We start from the raw sequence: 23,799 nt of genomic DNA on the forward strand, positions 1-23,799 counted from the left end.
GGTCCCGCCGACGCGATAACGTCTTATCTTATTACGATATCCGCCACCCTCGGCCTGATCGTGCGCGTCACGGCATGCGCGCCGCCGCCGCGGGCGCGTCGGCGGCCGCGGCGGGATTCGGCGCCAGCCTCAGCCGCACGCGCAACGGCTGGCGCATGTCGGGCGGCGGCGGCTCCGCCAGCGGGCCGGCCGTGAGCAGTTGCCGCAGCGTCGCGTCCGCGTCGGTATCGCCCAGCGACGCGAACTCGACACGCGTGACGGCGCCGTTCGCGCCGATCCACGCGCTCACGACGATCGCGGGCAGCGGCGCGTCCGCGCTCGCGTTCAGCACGCGCGTCTCGAAGTAACGGTGCAGACGGTCGGCCGCGTCGCCGTCGGCTTCGAGCCACGCCTGGAACTGCTGCCCGGCGAGCTGCCCGTAGCGCAGCCACGCCTGCGGCACGTCGGCCGTCTGCGCGGCGGCCGGCGCGGCGCCCACACCCAGCGCAGACGCGACGGCGAGCGCCCGCCCCCATTTCGATGCCCACCACGCCTGCATTCGCTTCATCCCGCCTCCCGTTTCGATGGTTCGCCGTTGCCCTGCGCCGCCCGGCCGGTCGACCGGCCGTCAACCGAGCCCGATCGGTACATACAGCCGCGCGGCGCCGCGCTGGACGAGCAGCGCGACATTGCCGCGCGCGGCGTCGATCTCGGTCATCAGCGCGGCGACGCTCGCGACCGGCGTACCGTTGACCGACAGCACGACATCGCCGGGCTGCAGCCCCGCGCGGGCGGCCAGACCGCTCGCCTGCTCGACCACCAGCGCCTGGCCGACGCCGAGCCGCTGCCGCTCCTGCTCCGTGGCCGCGCGCAGCGCGAGCCCGAAGCGCGCGGGCCCCGGCTCGCCGCCGGCCGCCCCCGTACCGCTGTCGAACGTGTCGATCGTCGCGCTCACGTGCATCGCGCGGCCGGCGCGCCACACGAGCAGATCGGCTTGCCGCCGGGCCCGCATGCCCGCGACCATGCCGAGCAGGTCCGCCGATTCGGCCACCGGCCTGCCGTCGAGCGCGAGCACGACGTCGCCGGGCTGCAGGCCGGCGCGCGCGGCCGGGCCGTCCGGCTCGACCACCGTGATCAGCGCGCCGTCCGGGCTCGCGAGGCCGAACGAACGCGCGAGCGCCTGGCTCACCTCCTGCAGGGCCACACCGAGCCGGCCGCGCGTGACCTTGCCGGTGCGCAGCAACTGGTCCTTCACGTCGAGCGCGATGTCGATCGGGATCGCGAACGCGAGCCCCTGATAGCCGCCCGTCTTCGAGAAGATCATCGAGTTGATCGCGATCACGCGGCCGTCGAGGTCGAACAGCGGGCCGCCCGAATTGCCGGGGTTGATCGGCACGTCGGTCTGGAGAAACGGGATCGCGCGCTCGCCGGGCAACGAACGCGCTTTCGCGCTGACGATGCCCTGCGTGACCGTGTTCGCGAACCCGTACGGCGAACCGATCGCCATCACCCAGTCGCCGACCTCGGTGCGCGCCGGATCGCCGGTCGCGACGACCGGCAGATGGTGCGCGTCGATGCGGATCACCGCGACGTCGGACACGGGATCGCTGCCGATCACGCGACCCGTGAACTGCCGCTTGTCGGTCAGCTTCACGTCGATCGCGACCGCATCGCCGACCACGTGCCGGTTGGTCAGGATCACGCCGTCGGCGCTGACGATGAAGCCGGAACCGAGGCTCACCTCCTCGCGGTTGCCGATCACGCGCCGCGCGAGAAACGGCGCGAGCGGATGATCGGGCGCGATGCCGGGCGGCAGCTGGATGCCCATCTGCGTGACTTCGCGCGTGACGCTGATGTTGACGACAGCCGGGCCGACGCGCCGGACCAGCTCGGCGAAGTTCGGCAGCGCGACGGGCGGCGGCGCAGCGGCCGCCCGCGCGGGCCGTTCGGCAGCCGGCGTGATTGCGCAGGCGTCGACGCACGCGCATGCGAGTACCCATGCGAGCACGCCCGCGATCGCCCGCGGCCGCGCCGCCCGGCCTGTGTGCCTGCCCGCTTTCATGTCGAGGTTCCTCGTCGGTGCGCGCCGGTGCATCGCCACCCGCGCCGCACGGTTGGCCGCGTGCATCACTTCGGTGGCACCGCGACCGGCGCATCGGGCCGTTGCGGCGTGACCGACCGCCCCCAGTTCGAACCGAAACGGTTCCGCTCGGTCGACAGGTTGAACGTGCCGAGACGGTTCGACGGCTGCTTCGACAACCGCTCCGAATCCGTTTGCGATGCGCCCGCCTGCGGATCGGCCTTCGGTTTCAGTTGCTGGCTCAGGCAGTCGTACGACAGTGCGCGCCGGCCGTCGACTTCCGCATCGACGCACACCGGCTTCGCGGCCGCCGCCGACGCGGCCGCACTCGCCGCACTCCCCGCCGCGTGGCCGCCCTGCGCGTGCGCGGCGGCGGCCGGCAGCAGGCAGACGACCGTCGCGACGACGCTTCGTCTCATCTTCATGCGCGCCTCCTTCGGAAAGGGCTCCATTGCACTCGCGCCGCCGGCATCACGGGTTCGCGCCCCGCGCCGACGCGCGCGCCAGAAATCGCGCGAATGCCGCGCGATCGGCTGCGCCGACGGCCGGCTCCCGCGCATCGGCGTGCCGCGTCCATGCGTCGCGCATGCCGTCGACCGGCTGCCACGCATGCACCTGTGCGCCGGTCGGATACGGCGTGACGAGCGGTTCGCGGTAGTCGACGCGAAACAGCGGCGGCGCCTCGCTGCCGGCCGTCCACAGATCGCCGACGTCGCGCACGCTCGCGTCGAACCAGAACCGCACCCAGCGCGCGGTGGGCGCATGCGCGTCGCTGCCCGGCGCATCGCCGGAACCCGGTGCGGCGGCGCCCGGCTCGACGGCGCCCGACGCCTCCGGCACGCGCAGGAAGCCGGCCAGCACCAGCAGCACGGCCGCCAGATCGTCGTCGCGCAGCATCCGGTACGACCAGAGATCCGCGACGTCGACGCAGTCGATCACCGCGACGAAGCGCGCGATCGTGAGCGCGGGCCACGCGCGCCGCATCAGCGCGTAATGGCGCGCCCACTGCGCGACGAAGCGTTCGCGATGATCGGCGGCGACCTGCACGTCGCGCGAGCCGCGAATCGTCAGCTCCTCCGGCTGGTACTGGCGCGTCGTGAGCACGCATTGCGCGGAACACCGCGCACTCCGGTGCCGTGCATAGCCGCCGGCGCCGGGCAACGGCTCCAGCGCGCCGAAGCACAGCGGACAATGCGTGGGCCACTCGCCGGGCCGGCCCGGCCACGGGTTGGCCTTCGGCATGCGTGGGCGGTCGGCGGCCGCGGCCGGGCGGCGGCGCCCGGGGGTACGCGCGTCGGGGGCCTCGACGCGCGGCGTCGAACGGACGGTTGCCATGCGCGCGCCTACCGGGCGGATGCCAGCGCTTTCTTCAGCGCGTCTTCGTTGATCGGCGCGTTCGCGGCCAGCTTCGCGAGATACGCCTGCGCATTCTGCTGCGTGCGCTGCGCGCGCAGCATCTCGCGCAGTTGCGCCTTCACGTCGGCGAACGGGCGCGGCGCGGCCGCGCGTACGTCGATCAGCTTCACGACGTGAAAGCCGGCCGGCGTCTGGATCGGCGCGGACACCTGGCCGGGCTTCAGCGCGTCGGCCGCCTGCCGGACCGCCGGCACCATCAGCTGATCGGGCACGAAGCCGAGATCGCCGCCGTTCGCCGCGCTCGCCTGGTCCTGCGAATTCGCCTTCGCCAGCGCCGCGAAATCGCCGCCGCGCGCGCGGCTCGCAAGCTCGGCCGCCTGCTTGCGCGCCTTGTCGAGCGTCGCGGCATCGGCGTTCGGCGGCACCGCGATGTAGATCTGCGCGACATGCAGCGCGCGCGGCGCGTTGAACGCGGCGCGGTTCCGGTCGTACGCGGACTGCAGCTCCGCGTCCGACGGGTAATCGGCCGGCGGCGCGCTGACCGACGCGAGATAGCTGCGCACGACGATGTCGCGCTGCGCCTGCTCGACGGCCGCCTGCACCTGCGCCTGCCGGTCCCAGCCCTTCGCTTTCGCTTCGGCCAGCACGGCCTTCTGCGCGAGCGTCGAACGCACGATCTGGTCCAGCGTCGCGGGATCGGCCGCAAGACGCTCGCGTCCCTCCGGACTCACCGTCTTCAACAACCCCGCGATATCGGCCTGCGTGACCGACGCCTGCGCGGCGTTCGCGATCACGTCGTCCCCGGCGTGCGCCACCGGCGGCACGCCCAGCGCAAGACTGCCCGCCACCGCTGCCAGCCACTTCATCTTCGTCATCATCGTTCGACTGCCCTCCGGATTACCCTCGAAATGCGGACGCTGCGTCGGCGCGCGTCCGTCGGCATCACGCGCAGCACTCGCGGCTGCGTCATCCCGCCCGGCGGCGGCGCCCCCGGCCGGCCGACGAGCGCGGCGCGCGCGGCCCGGCAACCGGCCGCGCGGCGCCGATCGTGCGGCCGGCGATCCGCGCCCTGGCCCGCCGCGAGCGTCACTGCGCGGCCGCCACCGTGGCCGCCCCGGCGGCCGATTCGGTCGGCCGCTCGTCGGCCGCCGCACGCGTCGCCGCTTCCCGCTCGGCCATCGCGGGACGGTTGCGCAGGTGCAGCAGGAATTCCTGGATCAGGCGATCCCACAGCTCGATCGTCGAGCGCAGGTAACGCTCCGACACGCCGCCCGCGACGACCACGTCCATCTCCAGCGCGAGAAACGCCCCATGGCTCGCGAGCCGCGCGAAGCGCTTGGTCCGGTTCCAGTCCGCGACGAGCTCGGCCGGCAGGTCGCCCTGCACCTGCAGCACGCACGACAGCGTGTAGTCGATGTACGGCAGCGCGGCAGGCTGCGCATCGGCGCCCTGCGGCGCGAGCGCGACGGCCGGGTTGCCGAAGCGCACCGCGAAGCCGATGCCCTGGCTTGCGCTCATCAACTGCACCGCGCCGTTCTGCTCGGCCGCCGTCACGCGGTAGCCCGCGCGGCGCAGCACGTCGGCGAGACGGTCGGCGCTGATCGCCTCGATCGGCGCGTCGGATGCCGCGCGTTCGTCGCCGGCGTTCGGTTGCTTGTCCTGCATGTCTGTCTTCTCCGTATTCAAAGAATGGATCGGTGCATTCCCGGCTGCGCGCCGCGCGCTCACGGCGCGCCCGCCGACGCGGCCGACGCCGGCACCGGCGTGGCGGCAACGGGCCGCGCGGCCGGGTCGTATTTGCCTGCATACAGCGCATCGCCGTAGCGTTGCGCGATATCGTCGTACTTCACGCGCGCCGACTGCGCGAACGGCTGCCGCGACGACAACAGCGTGCCGAGCCCGACATGCTCGTACGCGTCGAGAATCTCGTGCCCCACGCGATACAGCTCGGCATTCCCTGCCTGGCAGGTTTTCAGCTGTGTGTCGCGCGCAGCGGCATCCTTCTGCAGTTGCGCGTGCTGCGCATCGCGGGCGCGCGACACGGCGAGCAGATCCTCGTAGGAGGATTTGTATTTCGCCAGCGACTTCCCGTCCTGCTCGCGGCCGGCCCGCTCCTGCGCGAGCGCACGCTTCGCGGCCGCCTCGGCGCCGGAATCGCCGCGCGCGGACGCAAGCTGCCCCTGCAGCGCCTTCAGTTGCGCAAGCGCGTCGTCGCGCTGCTTCTCGGCTGCCGCCTTGTCGCTCTGCAACTGCGCCTGGCTGTCCTGCAACTGGCGCAGCTCCTGCACGGTCGAGCGCAACTGGCTGCGCAGCTTGTCCTCGATGCCCTGTGCGTGCGCGCCGCCGGCCGCCAGCAGCAGCGTGCCGCCGAAGGCGGCCGCCAGCATCGTTCGAGTGATCGTATTCATGCGCGGCTCCGGTCAGAAGCGAGCGTTGAGCTCGATCTGCAGCACGTCGATCGAGACCGGCGGCCCGTACACTTCCTTCGAGCTCAGGTAGCGGGCGGACACCCACGTGTCGCGCGCAACCGCATACGCGGCGCCGAGCACGTAGCCGCGCGCATTGGTGCCGCCGAGATGGAAGTCGGGATCGTTGAACGCATCGAGCACGGCGTCCGGCTGCAGGTACTTGTACGCGATCGAGAAGTTCCACTGCCCCTTCTCGCGCGGCTCCGGCTCGCCGAACGTCGCCTTCGCGAGGAAGCCGTTCGGGCCGCTGCGGTAGTCGGCGCGCGACGCGTTCAGCGACGTCGTGTCGTAGTTGTTGACCGGCAGCGACGCCGCCGCGAACGCCTTGTTGTCGTTGTACGCGAGGTTGCGCACGTATTCGCCGTCGAGGCGCAGCTTGAAGCGATCGGCCACCACCGTGTCCCACTGCGCCTTCAGGTCGAGCAGCCGGTAGTTGTAGGCCAGGCCGAACAGCTGCGGCTGCGGCGTCATCCCCGGCGCGAGGTTCGGGTTCTGCACGATGTTGCGCAGCGCGATCAGCGTGTTGCCGCCCTGCATGAACGCGGGCGCCTCGTTGTCGGTGCTGCAGCTCGTCGCGCCGAGATACAGCGCGCACGGCGACGACAGCGTGCCGCGCATGTTCTGGAAGTCGTAGTACGCGACCGCGCCGCGCAGCCGGTTCTTCGCGTCGATCTTCCAGTCCGCGCCGAACTGCGCGCCGAACATCCACTTCGTGTCGCTGCCGGCCTTCTCGGTGCTGTTCGACGGGAAGTTCTCGCTCGTGTACTGGATCGGGAACACGCCGAGCGTGCCGAACAGCGTGACATCGGGATTCCACGGCAGCGCATGGCGCAGGTTCGCGGCGATCCCGTCCATCATCAGGTCGTCGGAGAACACCAGGTCGGACTTGAAGAACGGGTTGTCGAAACGGCCGGCCGTCAGGTTCAGCCACGACGTCGGCTTGTATGCGAAGAACGCCTTGTTCAGCCAGATGTTCTTCTTCGCGAAGCCGCCGCCGGCGGTCGCCGTGGTCGACACGGGCCCGTTGTCGTTGCCGCTCGCGAGCTGGATGCCGGCGATCATGTCGTCGGACAGCGTCGCCGTCACGCCGAGCCGCGCGCGGTAGCGCAGCAGGTTGTTGCGGTTCTCCCGCGTGTTCTGCGTGGGAATCTGCGTGTTGTTGGTGTTCTGGTTGATGTCGAAGCCGCCGGCCTGATTGATCGCCGCGAAATTCGTCACGCCGTTCGTGTTGCCGCTGCCGTAGAAGTGATACTCGTCGCGCACGCGCAGGTCGCCGTCGAGCTTGATGCGCGACACCCAGTCGGGGAACGTGTTCGGCTGCGCCCAGTTCTCGGCCTTCGCCTGCGCGATCACCTCCTGCTTCACCTGGTCGCGGATCTGGTCGCGCACGAGCTGCGGCACGTACGGCACCGCCACGTCGCCCGGCTGCGTCGGCGGGTTGACCATGCCGCCCGCCACGACCGGCGCGCCCGCTGCGCGCGCCGACTTCGCCTGCACGGCCTCGCTGCGCGCTTCGGCGATCAGCTCGTTCGCGTTCTGCTGCGTGAGCACGCCGCGCTTCACCAGCAGGTTGATCAGGTTGATCACCACGCTCTCGGTCGGCGCGGCCTTCCCCGACGCCGCCTGCGCCTCGAGCGACTGCCCGTGCGCGGCGGACGCGCACGTCAACCCGAACATCAGCACCGCCGCGCCTGCGCGCGACAGGCGCGCGGGCGGCGCGCCGTTGCGGGGCACCCCACCCCGTCCGTTCATCTTCCCAATCATCGAAGCACTCCGAACAATTTTCGTTTCTTTTCCGGCGGCATCCGTGCGACGGCGCCACCCCATGATTCTTTCGTCGTTTCGCGCGCGCATCGTCATGCCGGCTTGCGCCCCTGGAGCTTCACGAGCACCGGATACGCGGTCGCGGGCGGCGGCACCTCGTCGACCTTGCCGAGCGCCTCGACCGCCGCAACGACGGCCGCGTCGATCTTCGCGTCGCCGGTGGACTGCGCGACCGTCACCTTCGTGATCCGCCCCGCCGCATCCATCCACAGGTTCAGGCTGCCCGCGAAACGCGCGCCGCCGGCTTCCTGCACGCCCCTGTCCTGCTCGATCGCGCGCTGCAGCACGTACACCATGTATTGCGCATAGCTCGCATTGCCGAACTTGCCGCCCCCGCCGCTGCCCAGTTGCCCCGAGCCGTCGCCCGCGCCGATGCCGAAGTTGTCGCTGCCGGCCTGCGCGTCGGCATTCATCGTCATCTGCTTCGGCTGGTTGTCCGACGGCTTCGGCGCCTCGGACGGCTTCGGCGCGATCGTCGGCCGGTCGACCGGCGTCTTGACCTCTTCCTTGATCTTCTCGGGCGGCGGCTTCTGTTTCGGCGGCGGAGGCGGCGGCGGCAGCGGGATCACCGTCGTCACCTGCGGCGCGCTCACGCGCTTCACGCCGGCCGTGTCGCCCGCGTAATGCCAGATCAGCGCGGCCAGCCCCGCGAGCACCAGCGCGATCGCGACCGGCTTCACGTAGCGGCCGGGGCCCTTGTCCGGCGGGCCGCCGTTATAGGTCATTTCCATCGCGTCAGCCGCCCTGCTTCGCCTTGCCGGTCACGAGGCCGACCTGCGACAGGTCGAGCCGGCGCAGCAGGTCGAGCACGTCCATCACCTTCTGGTACTGCACGCCCGCGTCGCCCTTCAGCACGATCGGGAACTCCGGGCTGGTCGCCTTCTCGGTGCGCAGCCGGCTCTCGAGCTCGTCCATCGTCACCGGGTATGCGTCGAGGAACACCTGCCCCGAATCGGCGACCGTGATCGCCTTCGTCTTCGGTTTCGCGAGACTCGCGGACGAGCTCGCCTTCGGCAGATCGACCTTGATGCCCTGCACCGACGCGGTCGTCATGATGATGAAGATGATCAGCAGCACGTACGCGAGGTCGAGCATCGGCGTGATGTTGATGTCGTCGTACGGCTTGTCGTCGTCCTGAACCTGCATGGTGGTCTCCTGCGTGCGGTCAGTCGGCCAGCACCGCGTGATCGGGCGCGCGGTGGGCTTCGGCGAGGCGCGTGACGAATTCGTCGACGAACACCTGCATGTTCGCGGTCACGTTCTTGTTGCGGATCAGCAGGTAGTTGTAGCCGAACAGCGCGGGGATCGCGACGAACAGGCCCGTGACCGTCGCGAGCAGCGCGGCCGCGATACCCGGCGCGATCGCGTTCACGTTCACGTCGCCGGCTGCCGCGATCGCGGCGAAAGTAATCATCACGCCCACCACCGTGCCGAGCAGGCCGAGGAACGGCCCGCCCGAGATCGCGATCGTCAGCAGCACCATCGACTTCGACAGCCGCTGGTTCTCGCGCACGAGCGTCGCGTCCATCGACGCGCGGATCGCCTCGATCGATTCGGTGGTGATCACCGTGCGGCCGTTGCCGTCCATGCGGCTGTGGATTTCGTGCACGCCGGCCTTGTACAGCCGGTACAGCGACGACTGGTACAGCCGGCGGCCGTCGTCGCTCGCTTCGTCGACATGCGCGAGGCCGACCAGGTGGCGGCCGGCCACTTCGCGAAAGCGCTTCACGAAGTACTGGTTCGCCTTGTCGACGGCGCCGACGTAGCGCGCCTTCGTCCACATCACGATCCACGACACGAGCGCCATGCCCAGCAGGATCGTGATCACGACCCACGCGTCGACCGTCACCGACTGCACGATCACCCCGAAGTAGCCGAAGCCGAAGCCCGACTGCTTCTCGTCGGCGCCGTACGCGACGAGCTTCGATTCCGAGCCCTGCGCGAGCGCGTCGACCGCGATCGCGGCCGGCGTGCGCGCGATCTTCGACAGGCGCAGTTCGTCGAGCGCGCCCGCATACGCGGCGAACCCGGCCGGCGCACCCGTTGCGTCCGCACCGACCGTTGCCGCGCCGCTCAGCGCGGGCAGCGCCGCCGCGACCTGCGCCGCCTGCTTGCCGTTCACGTACACGGTCAGGTTCTTGCCGTCGGCCGTGACCGCGAGATAAGTCCACTGGTTCGCGGCAACCGGCGCGGCGGCCGGCGTGCGCACCGGGGCCGCGCCGCCGTCGACTTCCGCGAACGGCACGCCGTTGTCCAGCCCGACCAGCAGCGCGTTCGCGCCGTCGCGGCGGCTGTAGAGCAGCGTGTTCGGCGCGAGCGCGGACGGTTTCACCCATGCGCTGAACGTGAAGCTGCCACCCGCCGGCACGTTCAGCGACGGGCTCGCCGGCAGCGTCAGCGACCCGCTGCCGTCGAACCGCGCGCCCTTGCCGACGATGCCGTCCTCGATCGTCCGGAACGACGCGTTCTGCGCGTGGTTGCCGTACGCGGTCAGGTCTTTCGGCGGCGCGCCCGCCGCGCCGTTGAAGTGGTAGACGAGCGTGTAGTCGGCATCGAACGTCTCGGCCGGCTTGCCGCCGTCCGGCGCCTTCTTGTTGCCGTAGTACATCCAGATCGACTCGGCGGCGCCGGCCGGCATCTTCGGAATGTCGACCCAGATCAGCGCGACGCCGAGCACCGGGTCGTACTGTTCGATGTGATAGTTCAGCGGCGTCTTGTCGTCGGCGGCGACGAAGCGGATGTCCGCGCCGTTGTCGGCCAGCCCGTCGAACTGGAAGTTGCCCGAGTGCAGGCGGATCAGCAGCGGCACGCGGCCGGCCGATTCCGCGAGATTCGCGCCTTTCGGGCTCGCGTCGATCGTGATCGCCTTCCGGTACGACCAGTCGTTCTGCCACCATGCGTTCGCGATGCCGGGCAGCACACCGAGCATCACCGCCAACAGGAAAAACAAGACTCGCTTCACGATCCACTCCCCGAATGTGCGGGCGCCGCGCTCGTCGCATCGCCCCGGCACGATCAAAAAAAATCCGTCAGAAACCCAGCCTTACGTAGAAATCGAACCGCGGGCTGTACTGCCGCGTATAGACGCCCGCCTTCAACGGCCACCCCGCCTCGAAATCCGCGCTCGCGTACTTCATGAGCTGCACCCGCGTGCCGACGCCGACACTCATCAGGTTGAAGCGCGACGTCTGTTCGGGCAGCGGGCTCAGCAGCCACAGGTGCGCCGCGTCGAAGAACGCATGGAAGCGCCACTCGTTCACGCGGCTGCCCACCGCACCGCCGAGCCACTTCGCGAGCGAAGGACTGCGCAGCTCGAGCGACGCGATCACGCCGCTGTCGGCCGTGTCCTCCGCCTGCATGTAGCCGCGCACGCTGTTCATCCCGCCCGCGGCGAACTGCTCGCTCGACACGAGCGGCGAGTTCGAGATCTGCGCGTTCACGTGCGCGTTGGCCTGCATGTCGTTCGCGAAGCGCTGCGTGTGGTTGATGTCGAACTTGCCGTACACGAAATCGGGCGTCGCGTTGTAGCGCTTGTTGTCCCATGCGCCCCAGTCGCTGCCGATGCCGCGGATGTTCGTCGTCACCGACGCGGAGAACGACGTCTGCGAGTTCTTCAGGCTCAGCTGGCCGTTGTACGACAGCGTCACCGGCACGTACGTGAGCGGCGCCGTCGAGCCCGCCTGGCCCGGCATCGACACGTTTTCGTCGAAATGCTTGCGGTCGATCTCGACGCTGACGGAGTGCGCGTAGGTGTCCGACGCCGGCAGCGCATAGATCGCCGTGAAGCCGTAGGTCGTTCCCTTGCCGAGCACGTTGGTGCTGGCGACCGACGCGACGTTGCTGTCGGAGTGCACGACCGTCGCGAGGAAACTCCAGTGCGAATCCCGGATCGGCGCCAGATACGAGAACGCGTAGACGCGGGCGTCGTTCGGATGCTGCGGCGCGAGCACATAGGTGCCGGAAATCACGTGACCGAGCTGCCACAGATTCGAGTAGCTGAGGTTCGCGGTCGTGCGCAGCGTCGACGTGCCGGGGCTGTTGTCGTTGTTCAGTTCCAGCGAGCCGTGCAGCGGGCTGTGATCGTCGACCTTCAGGTCGACGTCGACCGTCTGCGGCAGCGTGCCGGGCTTGAGGACCGGAATCACCTGACGGTCCGCCGAACGGTTCAGGTCGGTGAGCTGCTGCTGCGCCTGGTTGAAATCGGGCACCTGGCCTTCGGCCAGCGCGGGCACCGCGTCGCGGATGTTCTGCGGCGAGTTGTATTTCGCGCCGTCGACGCGCAGGCGCCCGACCTTCGCTTCGGTCACCTGCAGCAGGATCACGCCGTTCTTCACCTGCTGCTGCGGCAGCTCGACGACGACCGACTGGTAGCCGCGATCCTGGTACGCCTTCTGCAGTGCGTCACGCGCGGCGTTCACGTCGGCGAGCGTGCGGCCCGGCCCCTCGAACGGGTACACGGCCTTCTCGATCTCGAGCGCCGGCAACGTCGTGTTGCCGCGCACCACGAAGGCATTCACGTCGAACGACTGCGGTGCGGCCGGCGCCGCCTTCGCGGCCGGCGCGGCTTCCTGCGCTTGAACACCCGGCGCGAGGCCGAGCCCTCCGGCCAGCACGGCGCCGGCCAGGCATCGGCCGTTCAGCCGCCATCGTTCGCGTGACTTGCGGTCTACTCTCGGCGGCATGCGCCATTCCCCTTTGTTGTTCCGGATCGAAGCGTGCGCATCGCGCCAGCCGTTCGCCCCGTTATCAAATGCCTGTTTCACTTTGATGACGTTTCGTTCGTCATCCTTAGCATGACGTGGACAATGCTTTCCCGTTCTTCGCTTCCGACTCAGCCGCGACGCACCTGCACCGGACGCTCCGCCTGCCGGCCGAACTGCGTGCACGCGAATCGCATCAACGTATCGACGCACTTCGCGATCGACTCGTTGCCCGTATCGATTGCAAGGTCGGCCCGAACGGGCGGCTCGTACGGCGCTGAAACACCCGTGAACTCCGGCAGCACGCCGAGCCGCGCCTTCGCGTACAGCCCTTTCGGGTCACGCGCCTCGCAACAGGCCAGCGACGTGCTGACATACACTTCCCGGAATGCCGCCCCCACGATCGCTCTCGCCTGATCGCGCATCGCCGCAAGCGGCGAAAGGACCGCGACGATCGCGAGCGCGCCGGATTCACTCGACAGCGCCGCGACTTCGGCGATGCGCCGCACGTTCTCGAACCGGTCCTGCACCGTAAAGCCGAGATCCCGGTTCAGCCCGGCCCTCAGCCGGTCGCCGTCCAGCACCACCGGACGCGCGTATCGTTCGCGCAATCGCACCGCGAGCGCATCGGCCAGCGTCGTCTTGCCGGCACCCGACAGCCCCGTGAGCCACAGCACCCCGCCCGACCGCAGCGGCGACGCGCCGCACGCCGCATGCGCAGCGTCTACCGATAAGGACGGAACGACGCCGGACAACCCGCAACGATCGACGTTCATCGTGCTTTCCCTTCGGCGTTCGCGGGCTCGTCTTCCTCGCGCGGACGCGTCTGCCAGAAACCGCCCTGCATCGTCACGATCGAAGGGCTCTCGGCCCATTGATGCGGGCTCAGGATTTCGGCGCGCCGCACGTCAGGAAGCACCTGCACGTCAAAGATCTCGTCGACGCCGTTGAAGAACTGAAGGATGCCGAGCACGTCACCGGTATTCGCATCGAGCGCGGCAACCCCCGCGATCAGCGCATCCGATTCGCTTTCGATCGGCAGCCCCTGCGGGCCGCGTTTGTCACGCAGCCTCGACAGCCCGACGAACAACACGCCGCCGTACTCCGCGAGACCGTGCGTAAAGCCCGGCAGCTTCGCGAGCACACGCCGCGCACCGGACTGCGGATCGATCTGCAGCACGTGGCCGCGGCCGCCTTCGAGCACATGCAGCCGCCCGCCGATCACGCGCGGCGAATGCGGCATCGACAGCCCCGACGCGACGACCCGGCCGGACGGCACCTCCATCACGATGCCGCCGTTCGCCATCCCGCTCCGCCAGCCGAACGGCTCGTTGCTCATGCCGAGCGCGGTCACGAAACGCACCTTGCCGTCGGCAAACGCCATGCCGTTCAGGTGGCAGCGATCGTCCGGCACGGTCTCCGTCACGAACGGCGGCTGCCAGATCGGCGTGAAGTTGAAATAGCCGTCGATCACGCTGATGCACGAATAGCGCGTGTTGACCGCGAGCAGCACGTGCTTGTCGAACGCCATGTCGTGCAGGTCGAGATCACCGGTGTAGTAGGACATGCGCGGCACGAACATCGCGTCGTAGTGGTCCGGGCGAGCCGGATAGCGCGGCGCAAGCGTCGACACGTTCGCGAACACCATCAGCTCGTGGATCGTCGCGACCGCGAGCCGGTTGCCCGACACGGCCATGCCCATCGAGCGCGGCAAAAGGCACGCGGACAGCGTGGGAACGCCGTTGTCAACGCCGATCACGGCTACGCCGGAGGGACGGCGGCTCACGGCCAGCGAGCACTTGAGCGCCTCGAGCACCTGCAGGAAGCGCCCCGTGTCGCGCAGGTTGATCACCGGCGACAGCGCTTCCTCCCGCCGCGCCGATGCGTCGTCCGCTGGCGCGCCGCCATCGCCGGCCGGCCTGCTTTCCTCGAACTGTTTCACTGTCGTGCACCTGTCGGCTTCATGCCGCCTGATGAGAAAAAAATGTTCGTATCCGCGTGTTCCCGCGCGCCGGCACGGCGCGTCGGGGCCGCGTACGACACACCAAGTCGCAGCTCCCACCTACCTAGACGGAACGAAGCGCGCATTGCCGCAATGTTTTTTGCGTGACGTCGACCGATCCGCCTGTACGGGGAAACGATCGACGCAAGCGGGCTGCGATGCACGCGCAGCCGCCCCTCGCGCAAGACTTGCGAGATGCGGCGCATGACCTTGCGTGGCCCCCCGTTTCGTGTACGTGTCGTCGCGCGGCCGACGTGTTGCGCCCGGCGGTCCGCCGTTGCGCGCGGACGACCGGCAAACGTGTCGCCGTCCGGCCGGTCAACGCGCGAAAGGTGCGACGTGCCGGCGTGCGGCCCGACAATCCTCGGGTTTCAACAGGGAAGTTTTTGTGACATTCCGCTGAAGATATTCACGAAACGCTCGCAAAACACGGCAAGCGATCGACGAGACCGTTTGCGCGGCGCCGCGAAATCGCGATGCGCAGCGCGGCCAAGCGCCGGCACGTGCGAAATCCTGCGGATTGCGGCCTCCCGCTTCGTCCTAGCTATTGAGAACAGCACACGTCAACGACAGGACCTCCATGTCATTCGCCACGATGCTCGTACGATGGCTCGCCGGGCGATTGTCCGGCACCGCCGGATTGCCGGGCCGGCCGCTTCCGCCCGCCGCTCATGCCGCGCCGATTCCGCCGCTGCGCTGGCGCGCGCCGTGGCTCGCGTGGCAGTTGCTGTCATGGTCCCTGCTCACACTGCTCGCGCCGCCGATCTGGATGATCGGCACGCTGCTGCTGATCAATCCGTCGAGCGACCAGCCGCTGTTCTGGGGGCTGGCGATGACGATCGTGCCCGTCGCAAACGGGGTCGCGATCGTCGCGACGAACCAACGGCATCACCGCCTGCCGTTCACGCGGCGTCCGGTAGTCGCGGCACACATGTTCGGCATCGCGATGACCGTCGGCTGTGCGCTGTTCGTGCTGCTGCTGTGGCGCTCGCACGCGATCGCCAGCCTGGTCGGCCCGCTTGCAAACGACGGCATGCGTCCCGCGACGCTCGCGGGCTGGATCGCGGGGCTCGCCGCGCTGTTCGGCGTCACGTCATCTGCGCATGCGAGCATCGCGCATGCGTGGCTGGCGTTCGAGGTTTGAGCGCACCGCGCCGACAGACACTGTGGAGGCACGCGGATGCATCGATACGGGACGGGAAGAACGGCGCACGCACGACGCGAACGCGGCATCGCGATCGTGACGGTGCTGCTCGTCGTCGCGCTGGCGGCCACGCTTGCCGCCAGCGTGCTGTGGCGCCAGCAGGTCGCGACCCGCGACGTCGAGAATCAGCGGCTCGCGACTCAGACGATGTGGATCGAGCGCGCCGCGGTCGAGTGGGCACGCTCGACGCTGCGTGCGCAAAGCGCAACGTCGAACGTCACGTTCGTCGGGCAGCCGTGGTCGGCACCGGTCGCCGACGTGCGGCTCGCGGACCTGCTGCCGTCCGACGCGATCGCGGTCAACGCCGAACTGTCGCGCGCGTGGATCTCGGGCAGTGTCGAGGACGCGCAGGCGCGCTTCAACCTGACGAACCTCGTGTCGCGCATCGCGCCCGGCAAGCCCTGGCAGTCCAGCGGCGAAGGCGTGCTGGCTTACCGGCGCCTGCTCGGCCAATTGTCGCTCGATCCCGCGCTCGCGCAATCGACGGCCGACTACATGCTGCGCTCGCTGCGCGACGCGAACGGCCCGGGCGGCTGGCCGCTGCAGCTCGTGTCCGTCGACGATCTCGCGCGCATTCCCGGCTACGACGCGCATGCGATCGAAGCGATCGCGCCATTCGTGACGATCCTGCCCGACCTGACCGTCGTCAACGCGAACACCGCGGCCGAACCCGTGCTCGTTGCCGCGATTCCGACGCTGTCGCCGAGCCAGGCCAGGCGGCTCGTGGACCGGCGCGCGACGGCCTATTTCGTCAGCACCGGCGACGTCGCCGAATACCTGCTGCCGGCGCAGGGCGGCAACCCGACGCTGCCTGACGGCTCGGCCATCGGCGTGAACAGCGGCTATTTCATCGTGCATTGCCGTGTGCATTCAGCGCGGATCAACACGCGTATCGACACGCTGATCGCGCGCTACGGCAGCGGCAATTTCGCGTGGACGTCGGTCATCTGGGTGCGACGGCTCACCAGTTGAAGCCGACGCACGGGTGGCCTCGATGCGTACACGGGCCGACGTACTTCATGCCGGAACGCCGCGTCGGATGAGCCCATCCGGCAAATGATCCCGAGTAGCCGGAGCGCCGATGAGCCGCGACGGGCGAGCGCCCCGTCCTGTCTCGCATGGTCGCGGTTTGGCTGCTATCCCGGTCCCGATGCGATCCCGATGCCGTCGCAACGGGATCCCGGCCGGCGCCTTGCTCGAAACACACCACTGTCGACAACCGCGAGTCGCCAAAACGGAACGCTAGACCCGCGACAATTCGCCCAACCCGACCGCACGCTCCCCCTGCGGCGTTACCGCCGCATCGAACGACAGCCGCGTGAAGCTCGTCTCGCGCACTTCGCCGAGCAGCCGGTTCCAGTCGTCGATCGACACGAGCAGCGCGATAGGCCGGTTGTACTTGGTCACCATCACGAGCGCCTCGCCCGCATGCCGCAGCGCCTTCGACGGATTGCTGCTGAAGTCGCGCGTCGCCATCGCGATCGTGCGCAGGCTGAACACATTGGAAGCCGGATCGTCGCCGTCGTCGTGCATCAGGCGTTCGAGCGTCGCTGCACGCAGCAACGCCTGCGACTTCGCGGACAGCCGGTTGTCGCGGCGTCGACGCCGCTCGCTGCGCGGGTCGACGTGCACGGCGAGCATCCGCACGATCTGGCCGAGCGTGGTCGCGGGCAACTGGTCGTATCGCTGCCACCAGTCCGGCGGCAGCGCGATCATCATGCCCGCATAGGTCGCCGCCACGCCGTCGGCGATCAGCGACGGCAAGCGGTCGACGTCGCGCGCATCGAGATCGAGCGCACCGCCGACGACGCGCGTCATCACGCTGAACGCGTTGTATGCAAATGCGGCGATCCCGCTCGCCAGCAGCGCCGCGCGGGCGGGCACGGCGCCGAACGACGCGCCGCCCGTGACGGACTCGAGCGCCAGCGGCAACGCGTCGCGCCAGCGCCGGCACGACAGCGCCACGACCTGCGGTGCGTCGAATCGCCCGGCCGGCAGATCGGTCAACAGCGTGACGATTTCGCCGGGGGAATCCGTGCGGTGCCATTCGATCCGCCGAAATACGCCCGACACGCCGCCTTCGCCGGCCATCCCGACGGATTGTTCGCGAATGCGTCCGTCGCCGAACGCACCGCTCTCCTGCCAGGCACCAAGCGGCCGGCACGCGGCCGAGCGGCCGTATTCGCGCAACACGAACGCGCCGCCGCGGCGCGGCCAGCCGGAAAGGAGCGCGTCCGTATCGAAGCCCCCGTCGACAATCCACAGCTCGCCGGGCCGGACCGTTTCAAGCAACGCGCCGACGAATGCACGCTCGTTCGTTCGGCCACGCTCGCACGGCAGCAGGTCGACGATCATCCCGAGTTCCGGATCGTAGACCGGCAGGACGCGCGCACCGTCCGCCGCCGCATCGCGTGCGGGGTCGTCGCACGAGCGTCCGCAGTCGCACCCGCCGGCCTGTGGCGCGCAGGCCTCGCCGGTACCGTCCAGCACGCGCAACCGCATCCCGTCGACGGCACGCGTACCGTCGACCTTGCGCACCGATGCGACCGGCAGCAGCAGTTCGACGCTGTCCTTTGCCAGCGCGCGCCCCCAGCCGGAACGCCATCGGCTCATGCAATCGTGCAGTGCCGTCACCGCCGCGCCAAACCCCGGCGCGGCGGCCACGCCGGCATCCGGCGTCCGCTGCCGCGCGGCCATCGACGCGATCGCGTCGACGGCGAGGGTGAACAACGTCTCGCGGATCGACTCGCCGTCGAGCGCGTCGCCGGCGTCCGCCGCGACGCCAATCCAATCGTCGTGCAACGCGCATTGCAACACGAGCCGCGCCATGATCGTCATCGGACTCTGCTCGACAAAGCGTTCCACGATCGTGCGCATCATCGGATTACCCCACACTGTCTGGTTGATCGCACGCGCCGCTGCAACGGCACGCGCACGCGTGCGGCGCGATACGCGCGCACTTGACGAGCCGCCCGCGACGCCGCAGCATCGTGGGCGACCGGACCCGCGCGGCGACGCGCCGCCGCGGCGGTCCGCCCGCAATCGATGCACGAGGCACCGGCATGTACGTAGATCCCCGCGTGGCCCATGGCCGCGCCCGGTTCGACCTGAGCGGCTCCCCGCGGCTCGTCGCCGACGAACGCCGCTGGGAAATCAGCGACGTCGTCACGCGCGGCCTCGACGATTTCACGGGCGTGCGCAATCGCCGCAACCTGATGCGGCTGCTCGAACGCCAGATCGCGCCGAAGCTCGCGCGCCTCGGGCTCGAGCCATATGTCGGCGCGCTCGGTCATGCCGAAGGGTTGTTCGTCAACTTCTCGACGATGAGCGCCGAGCACGGCCTGCGCGAATTCCAGCTGCAACTGACGGTGCCCGACCTCGTGCTGCGCAGCTTCGCGTCGAACGCGATCCGCCCGCACGCGGTCGCGCGCTGCATGCAGCGCAACGGCGTGATGTCGCTGGCGGAAATCGAACATGAAACCCGTATCGCCTTCGTCGCGGCGCGCGTGATGCGCTCGCTCGCCCTCGCGGAAGGCTGGCAGCAGATCGGCGTGCCGACACCGCACGGGCTGTTCGTCGGCATGCTGACCGATGCGCGGGACGTCGCGATGAACACCTATTTCCGGCCCGGCGACAACGACCGCCCGTCGCGCTGGAGCGGCTTCTCGGCCCTCTTCTCGACGATGCCGGACTGGCGCCCGGAACAGGTCCGGCACGGCGGCGATCTGCTGCAATGGATGGTCAACCATATCGTGGCCCTGCAAGAATCCGCACCGTTCGTCGAACGCTTTCCCTTTCTGCGCGAGCCGCTGCGCGATGCCGGCGATCCGCTCGACGCCGCCTGGAACGGCGCACGCGCCGGCCTGCAGCCGCAGTCGCCCGCCTGAATCGTGAACCGGGCTGGCGCGACGCAACCGGCACCTCGTGGCCACCCGCGAGCCAGCGCGGCCGGACGGCGATCCGGGAGCCGTCTCCGGCCCCCGTTCCCCGGTCTCCGCTTCACCGCCCTCTCTGCACGGCCCCTCTTCACGGCCCCCTCGCTCTCTCATATACAAGGTCGAAGCAAACCCGCCTAACCCGCAGACTTTCTTGCGGCGCCCGGGCGCCGGCGCGGTTTTGCGCACCGCCCGGGTGCACGGCTTGCGCCGCGCCGCGTCAATGCGTGCGTGTCGGCCCGCCGGGCTCCTGACGGCCGACCGTCTCCAGCACGGCCCACATCCAGATCAGCTCGCGGACCGTGCGAGCATGCTCGTCGCTCTGCGCGCGCCAACGCGCAAAAACGTCGAGTTCCTGCTCCGTCGTGTCGCCGGCGCGTAACCACAGCAGCCAGCGCACGGCGCCCTCGCGGATCGAATCGGCGCGCGTATTCGCGTCGCCGGGATCCGTGTCCCGTTGCGATTCGTTCATGATCACGCCACCGCCCGAAGCTCCATCGACACACATCCCCCGCACCGCGCATCGCTGCGCGGCCGGGGCGCTTGCCACCCACGCCTCGGGTCCGACGACGTCACACCGGGCCGCCATGAAGGGCAGCCCGGCGTTTGCCGGCCCTCATTGATCAGGTCGTATCGAGCGGCCGTAACCCGCAGGGCGCGGACGGCCGGAAGCGCCGCGAACGCATCGCCGGCGGAGGGAAGACAGAGGAAATGAAACGGGGGAAGCCCGTCAGCTCAGCAGCACGATGTTGCCGGGCAGCCGCGTGATGTGCGCGCCGTACAGGCGGCCGACCATGTCGATCACGTCGTCGAGCCGCGTGATCGGGAACTGCGCCTGCATCCGGTTCTCGCCGAGCGACGCGCTGCGCAGGATGACCTTGCCGCGCCGGTAGCGGTTGATCTCGTCGACGACCTGCGCGAGCGGCACGCCGTTGAACACCAGCATGCCGCGCCGCCACGCGCTGACCGCGCCCGGATCGATGCGCGCCACGGGCTGCACGCCGCGATCGTCGTAGACGACCTGATCGTCGGCCGCGAGCGTGCGCGCACCGCGCGGATGCGCAAGCGCAACCGTGCCGGACAGACAGGTCACGCAAACCTGCGACCCCGTGCGCCGCACGTTGAAGCGCGCGACTGTCGCCTGCATGCGGCCGCCGCCCGCCACCACGGTGACGGGCTGGATCGGCGTCGCGCGGCCGGCCGGCGGTGCGGCCGCGTCGATCTCCGCTTCGCCGGCGACCACTTCGACGCCGTGCGCGGCATCGCTCGCCGCCAGCACATCGAGACGCGTCTGCGTATTCAGCTCGACCGTCACGCGCGACGACAGCGCGACGCTGCGCTGCTCGCCGGTGCCCGTGTGGTAATCGGCCGCGAGATCGCCGAGCGACGGCCACAACTGCATCGGCGGGCGCACTGCGAGCCACGATGCGCCCGCCGCGACCGCGAAGCCGATGAATGCGCGCCGCCCGGTGCGCATCGTGCGCTCGCGCTTGGCAACGTTTGCCCAGGCTGCGGCCGCGCGCTCCTCGTGCGCCAGTTCGGTCGCGGCCGTGCGCAGCGAACTCCAGGTATCGCGCAGCAGGCCGGCGGCCTGCGGACGATCGGCGCACCAGCGCTCGAACGCATCGGCTTCCGCCTGGCTCGCGTCTCCCGAGCGCAGACGCAGCAGCCACGCACTCGCTTCGTCGAGTTCGTCGTGGGCAGGTTCGGCCTGGGCTTTCGTCATCGTCCGGATGCTCAAAATTTACGCGGGCCGCCTCGCGAACCCGTGTACGGATCACCGTCTTCCTGCATGCGCTGCAGGCAGTACTTCATTGCCGCGCTCAGCTCGCTTTCGACGAGCCGCAGCGAAATGCCGAAATGCTCGGCGATCTCGCGGTTCAGCAGGCCGTCCACGCGGGCGGCCAGCAGGATCGCGCGGCGCCGCGGCGGCAAGCCGCGCAGCACGTCCTTCAATGTCTCGACCTTGCGGCGCGCCGCGACGATCCGCTCGGGATCGGCCAGCTCGTCGGGCATTTCCAGCAACGTCTCGACATCGTCGTCGTGCAGATGCCGGCGTTCGCGGCGATGCTGGTCGATCGCGACATTGTTCGCCATCCCGAGTATATAGGCGTCCGCGTTCGTCACCTGCGTCGAAACGTTCGCGTTCTCGAGACGCAGCCAGGTTTCGTGCAGCGCGTCGGCGGCGCCGTCCTTCGACCCCGTCACGCGTTCGAGGCGCCTGACCAGGTACGCATAGCGCGTCGCCAGCACCTTCCTGAGCCCGGTGCGGTTGCTGTCGCTCATCGCGGCCTAGCCCCGAACGGCCGGCTGCGGCGCCGGACAGCGGAAATGCACGCCGTTGCCGGCCGGACGCAGCAGGATCGTGACCGGCTGCGGCAGGTCCGCCGGCGGCGCGTCGTCCAGCTTCAATGCGCGCAGCGCGCGCATCACCGCCGCGTCGCGGGCGGCCGAACCGCTCGATGCCACCATGTTGACCGCCACCACCGCCCCCCTGTTGTCGATGCGCACCTGCGCGACGAGTCGATAGCTGCCCGGCACCGCTGCCGGCTGCGCACAGAGCGCATCGATCAGATGCGCCTGCAGCAGGCCCGCGAACGCGTGCCGCTCGCCGGAATCGCCGATCCCGTCGATCGGCAAGGCCGCATCCGCCGGCGTGTCGGCCGGCGCGGGCGCCTGCTCGGCGGCCGGCTGCGCGACGATGATCGCTTCGTCCGGACGCGAGAATTCCGCACGCAACCCCGTTCCGGCCAGCATCCGCTCGAGCGCGTCGCGCGGCGCGAAGTCGCCCTGCACCGGCGCACTCGTGCGCCCGTCGAGCAGCGGCGCCGGCGCCAGCACGAGCAGCTCGGTGAGCCGCGCGAAATCCCGCAAGGTCTTCGCAAGCGGCTGCGCGGGCAAATCGAAACGCACCGTGCTGCCCGTCTGGCGGACGATGGAACCGGTCTCCTGCGCGTGTATGCCGTGCATGCACGGCACGACGAACGCCAGCCACGCGACGAGCGCCAGGACACCGGTCGGCGCCCGTGAACGAGTCATGAATCCCTGGACGGAAGTGGAGTTGCACGTTGCCGGCGAAACGCGCACCCCCGTGAGCGGTTACGCGACAAACGAACGTCAGATTGTGAGCGGGCACTATGACAGTCAGGTGAAGCATGTCGCGACGCGATTCAATCCGGCGCTCCGCGCGCTCGCCGGCGTCGCATGCGGTTCATGGCCGGCGCACGACAAAGTTGCCGATGCCGGTGCCCACCACCGCCATCCGCACGTCGCCGGACCACAATGTGATCGTCACCGGCACGTCGATGCTTTCGCTGCCGAGCACGATCTGCGACGGCGTTTCGCCGCCGCCGGTGTAACGCACCGACACGCCCGTCACCTCGCCGCCCCAGCGACGCGCGCGATACAGGTCGTCCGTCATCGGCGCCCACGCACCGTTTTCCGTGCGCTGCACGAACCGATAGCCGCCGCCCACCGGCTGCCACGCGATCGGCATCGAGCGCACCTGCGCTTCGTCGCCGGCCGATTCGAGCAGGTTCGCCAGCCGCTGCGCTTCCTCGGCGAGATCGGTGCGACGATTGCGCGACGGCGCGAGCGTCACGACCGCGACCAGCAGCCCGACGATCACGAGCACGACGAGCATCTCCAGCAGCGTGAAGCCGGATTGACGATATCGGCGCGATCGCCGCGGCGCGTTCGTGCGCTTCATGTGCGCGATGCACGTGCCCTTACTGCCACGAGCCGATGTCCGCATCGTTCCCCTCGCCGCCCGGCTTGCCGTCCGCGCCGTAGCTGAACACGTCGATCGCGCCGTGCGCGCCCGGGTTCAGGTATTGATATGCGTTGCCCCAGGGATCCTTCGGCAACCGCTCCAGATAGCCGCCGTCTTTCCAGTTGTTCGGCACCGGGTCGACGCTCGGCTTCTGGACCAGCGCAGTCAGCCCCTGCTCCTGCGACGGATAACGGCCGTTGTCGAGTCGATACAGGTTCAGCGACTGCATCATCGTGCCGATGTCCTGCTTCGCCGCGATACGGCGCGCCTCGTCGGGCCGGCTCATGATCTTCGGCACGATCAGCGCCGCGAGAATCCCGAGGATCGCGACCACCACCATGATCTCGATCAGCGTGAAGCCGCGTTGCGTGCGACGGCACGCATGTTCATGCGTGCTGCCGGTACGCAACGTTCCGACTTCTTCGTGGTGCGTCATCATGCATTCACCCTTGCGTCAAAGAATGGAAACCGTTCCCTGC

General features: G+C 69.5%; 24 protein-coding genes. 3 read left to right on the forward strand and 21 right to left on the reverse strand.

Annotated features, from left to right (window positions below; genetic code table 11):
• Positions 1-67: 67 nt before the first annotated feature.
• The 14 genes from GQ56_RS0113250 to GQ56_RS0113320 all read right to left on the reverse strand — a co-directional run bounded on the left by GQ56_RS0113250 (position 68) and on the right by GQ56_RS0113320 (position 14,349).
• Complete coding sequence (locus tag GQ56_RS0113250) at positions 68-547, reverse strand: hypothetical protein (RefSeq protein ID WP_031399116.1); 480 nt, start codon at positions 545-547, stop codon at positions 68-70.
• Positions 548-607: 60 nt separating this feature from the next.
• A complete protein-coding gene (locus GQ56_RS0113255; protein ID WP_031399117.1) occupies positions 608-2,041 on the reverse strand; it encodes a Do family serine endopeptidase in 1,434 nt (477 codons plus the stop codon).
• A 65-nt stretch (positions 2,042-2,106) separates the two neighbouring features.
• Complete coding sequence (locus GQ56_RS0113260) at positions 2,107-2,484, reverse strand: hypothetical protein (RefSeq protein ID WP_031399118.1); 378 nt, start codon at positions 2,482-2,484, stop codon at positions 2,107-2,109.
• Between the two features lie 46 nt (positions 2,485-2,530).
• Positions 2,531-3,394, reverse strand: coding sequence for a hypothetical protein (locus tag GQ56_RS0113265; protein ID WP_031399119.1), 864 nt, complete (start codon positions 3,392-3,394; stop codon positions 2,531-2,533).
• A gap of 8 nt (positions 3,395-3,402) precedes the next feature.
• Positions 3,403-4,293: a peptidylprolyl isomerase gene (locus GQ56_RS0113270; RefSeq protein WP_031399120.1), complete on the reverse strand. Its 891-nt coding sequence runs from the start codon at positions 4,291-4,293 to the stop codon at positions 3,403-3,405.
• 208 nt (positions 4,294-4,501) lie between these two features.
• Complete coding sequence (locus GQ56_RS0113280) at positions 4,502-5,080, reverse strand: YbjN domain-containing protein (RefSeq protein WP_031399122.1); 579 nt, start codon at positions 5,078-5,080, stop codon at positions 4,502-4,504.
• A gap of 59 nt (positions 5,081-5,139) precedes the next feature.
• The gene (locus GQ56_RS0113285) at positions 5,140-5,823 is read right to left on the reverse strand and encodes a hypothetical protein (protein WP_031399123.1); all 684 of its coding nucleotides are present in this window, start codon (positions 5,821-5,823) and stop codon (positions 5,140-5,142) included.
• 12 nt (positions 5,824-5,835) lie between these two features.
• Complete coding sequence (locus GQ56_RS0113290; protein WP_031399124.1) at positions 5,836-7,647, reverse strand: putative porin; 1,812 nt, start codon at positions 7,645-7,647, stop codon at positions 5,836-5,838.
• Positions 7,648-7,739: 92 nt separating this feature from the next.
• The gene (locus tag GQ56_RS0113295) at positions 7,740-8,438 is read right to left on the reverse strand and encodes a TonB C-terminal domain-containing protein (RefSeq protein ID WP_031399125.1); all 699 of its coding nucleotides are present in this window, start codon (positions 8,436-8,438) and stop codon (positions 7,740-7,742) included.
• A gap of 4 nt (positions 8,439-8,442) precedes the next feature.
• Entirely contained in the window at positions 8,443-8,853 is a 411-nt protein-coding gene (locus GQ56_RS0113300; protein WP_011354695.1) for an ExbD/TolR family protein, read from the reverse strand.
• 19 nt (positions 8,854-8,872) lie between these two features.
• Positions 8,873-10,669 (reverse strand): DUF2341 domain-containing protein, encoded by a 1,797-nt coding sequence (locus tag GQ56_RS0113305; RefSeq protein ID WP_031399126.1) that lies wholly within the window; start codon positions 10,667-10,669, stop codon positions 8,873-8,875.
• 67 nt (positions 10,670-10,736) lie between these two features.
• Positions 10,737-12,389, reverse strand: a complete 1,653-nt coding sequence (locus GQ56_RS0113310; protein ID WP_235212695.1) for a ShlB/FhaC/HecB family hemolysin secretion/activation protein — start codon at positions 12,387-12,389, stop codon at positions 10,737-10,739.
• Positions 12,390-12,538: 149 nt separating this feature from the next.
• Positions 12,539-13,183 carry an adenylyl-sulfate kinase gene (gene cysC, locus GQ56_RS0113315; protein WP_034197699.1) on the reverse strand — a complete coding sequence of 215 codons (645 nt, stop codon included), beginning with the start codon at positions 13,181-13,183 and terminating at the stop codon, positions 12,539-12,541.
• Positions 13,180-14,349: a TIGR03032 family protein gene (locus tag GQ56_RS0113320; protein ID WP_235212696.1), complete on the reverse strand. Its 1,170-nt coding sequence runs from the start codon at positions 14,347-14,349 to the stop codon at positions 13,180-13,182. Before GQ56_RS0113320 ends, cysC begins: the two co-directional genes overlap by 4 nt.
• Before the next feature lie 640 nt (positions 14,350-14,989).
• Here GQ56_RS0113320 and GQ56_RS0113330 point away from each other — a divergent pair.
• Positions 14,990-15,553, forward strand: a complete 564-nt coding sequence (locus GQ56_RS0113330) for a hypothetical protein (protein WP_031399130.1) — start codon at positions 14,990-14,992, stop codon at positions 15,551-15,553.
• A gap of 36 nt (positions 15,554-15,589) precedes the next feature.
• Entirely contained in the window at positions 15,590-16,585 is a 996-nt protein-coding gene (gene gspK / locus GQ56_RS0113335; protein ID WP_031399131.1) for a type II secretion system minor pseudopilin GspK, read from the forward strand.
• Between the two features lie 270 nt (positions 16,586-16,855).
• Here gspK and GQ56_RS0113340 read toward each other — a convergent pair whose 3' ends face one another.
• The gene (locus GQ56_RS0113340) at positions 16,856-18,493 is read right to left on the reverse strand and encodes a transposase (protein ID WP_031399132.1); all 1,638 of its coding nucleotides are present in this window, start codon (positions 18,491-18,493) and stop codon (positions 16,856-16,858) included.
• Between the two features lie 182 nt (positions 18,494-18,675).
• On the opposite strand from GQ56_RS0113340, the gene GQ56_RS0113345 reads away from it, so the two are divergent.
• A complete protein-coding gene (locus tag GQ56_RS0113345) occupies positions 18,676-19,500 on the forward strand; it encodes a hypothetical protein (RefSeq protein WP_031399133.1) in 825 nt (274 codons plus the stop codon).
• A 268-nt stretch (positions 19,501-19,768) separates the two neighbouring features.
• Here the strand turns inward: GQ56_RS0113345 and GQ56_RS0113350 are convergent, their stop codons facing one another.
• The 6 genes from GQ56_RS0113350 to gspG form a co-directional block, all read right to left on the reverse strand.
• Entirely contained in the window at positions 19,769-20,020 is a 252-nt protein-coding gene (locus GQ56_RS0113350; protein ID WP_235212697.1) for a FecR/PupR family sigma factor regulator, read from the reverse strand.
• Between the two features lie 258 nt (positions 20,021-20,278).
• Positions 20,279-21,274, reverse strand: a complete 996-nt coding sequence (locus tag GQ56_RS0113355) for a FecR family protein (RefSeq protein ID WP_031399135.1) — start codon at positions 21,272-21,274, stop codon at positions 20,279-20,281.
• Positions 21,275-21,285: 11 nt separating this feature from the next.
• Positions 21,286-21,834: an RNA polymerase sigma factor gene (locus GQ56_RS0113360; RefSeq protein WP_031399136.1), complete on the reverse strand. Its 549-nt coding sequence runs from the start codon at positions 21,832-21,834 to the stop codon at positions 21,286-21,288.
• 6 nt (positions 21,835-21,840) lie between these two features.
• Positions 21,841-22,587, reverse strand: coding sequence for a secretin and TonB N-terminal domain-containing protein (locus tag GQ56_RS0113365; protein WP_031399137.1), 747 nt, complete (start codon positions 22,585-22,587; stop codon positions 21,841-21,843).
• Between the two features lie 172 nt (positions 22,588-22,759).
• Complete coding sequence (locus GQ56_RS0113370) at positions 22,760-23,302, reverse strand: GspH/FimT family pseudopilin (RefSeq protein WP_081894903.1); 543 nt, start codon at positions 23,300-23,302, stop codon at positions 22,760-22,762.
• Positions 23,277-23,756: a type II secretion system major pseudopilin GspG gene (gene gspG, locus GQ56_RS0113375; RefSeq protein ID WP_265183112.1), complete on the reverse strand. Its 480-nt coding sequence runs from the start codon at positions 23,754-23,756 to the stop codon at positions 23,277-23,279. Before gspG ends, GQ56_RS0113370 begins: the two co-directional genes overlap by 26 nt.
• Between the last annotated feature and the right edge of the window lie 43 nt (positions 23,757-23,799).

Origin of the sequence: Burkholderia paludis, assembly GCF_000732615.1 — a bacterium.
GTDB lineage: Bacteria > Pseudomonadota > Gammaproteobacteria > Burkholderiales > Burkholderiaceae > Burkholderia > Burkholderia paludis.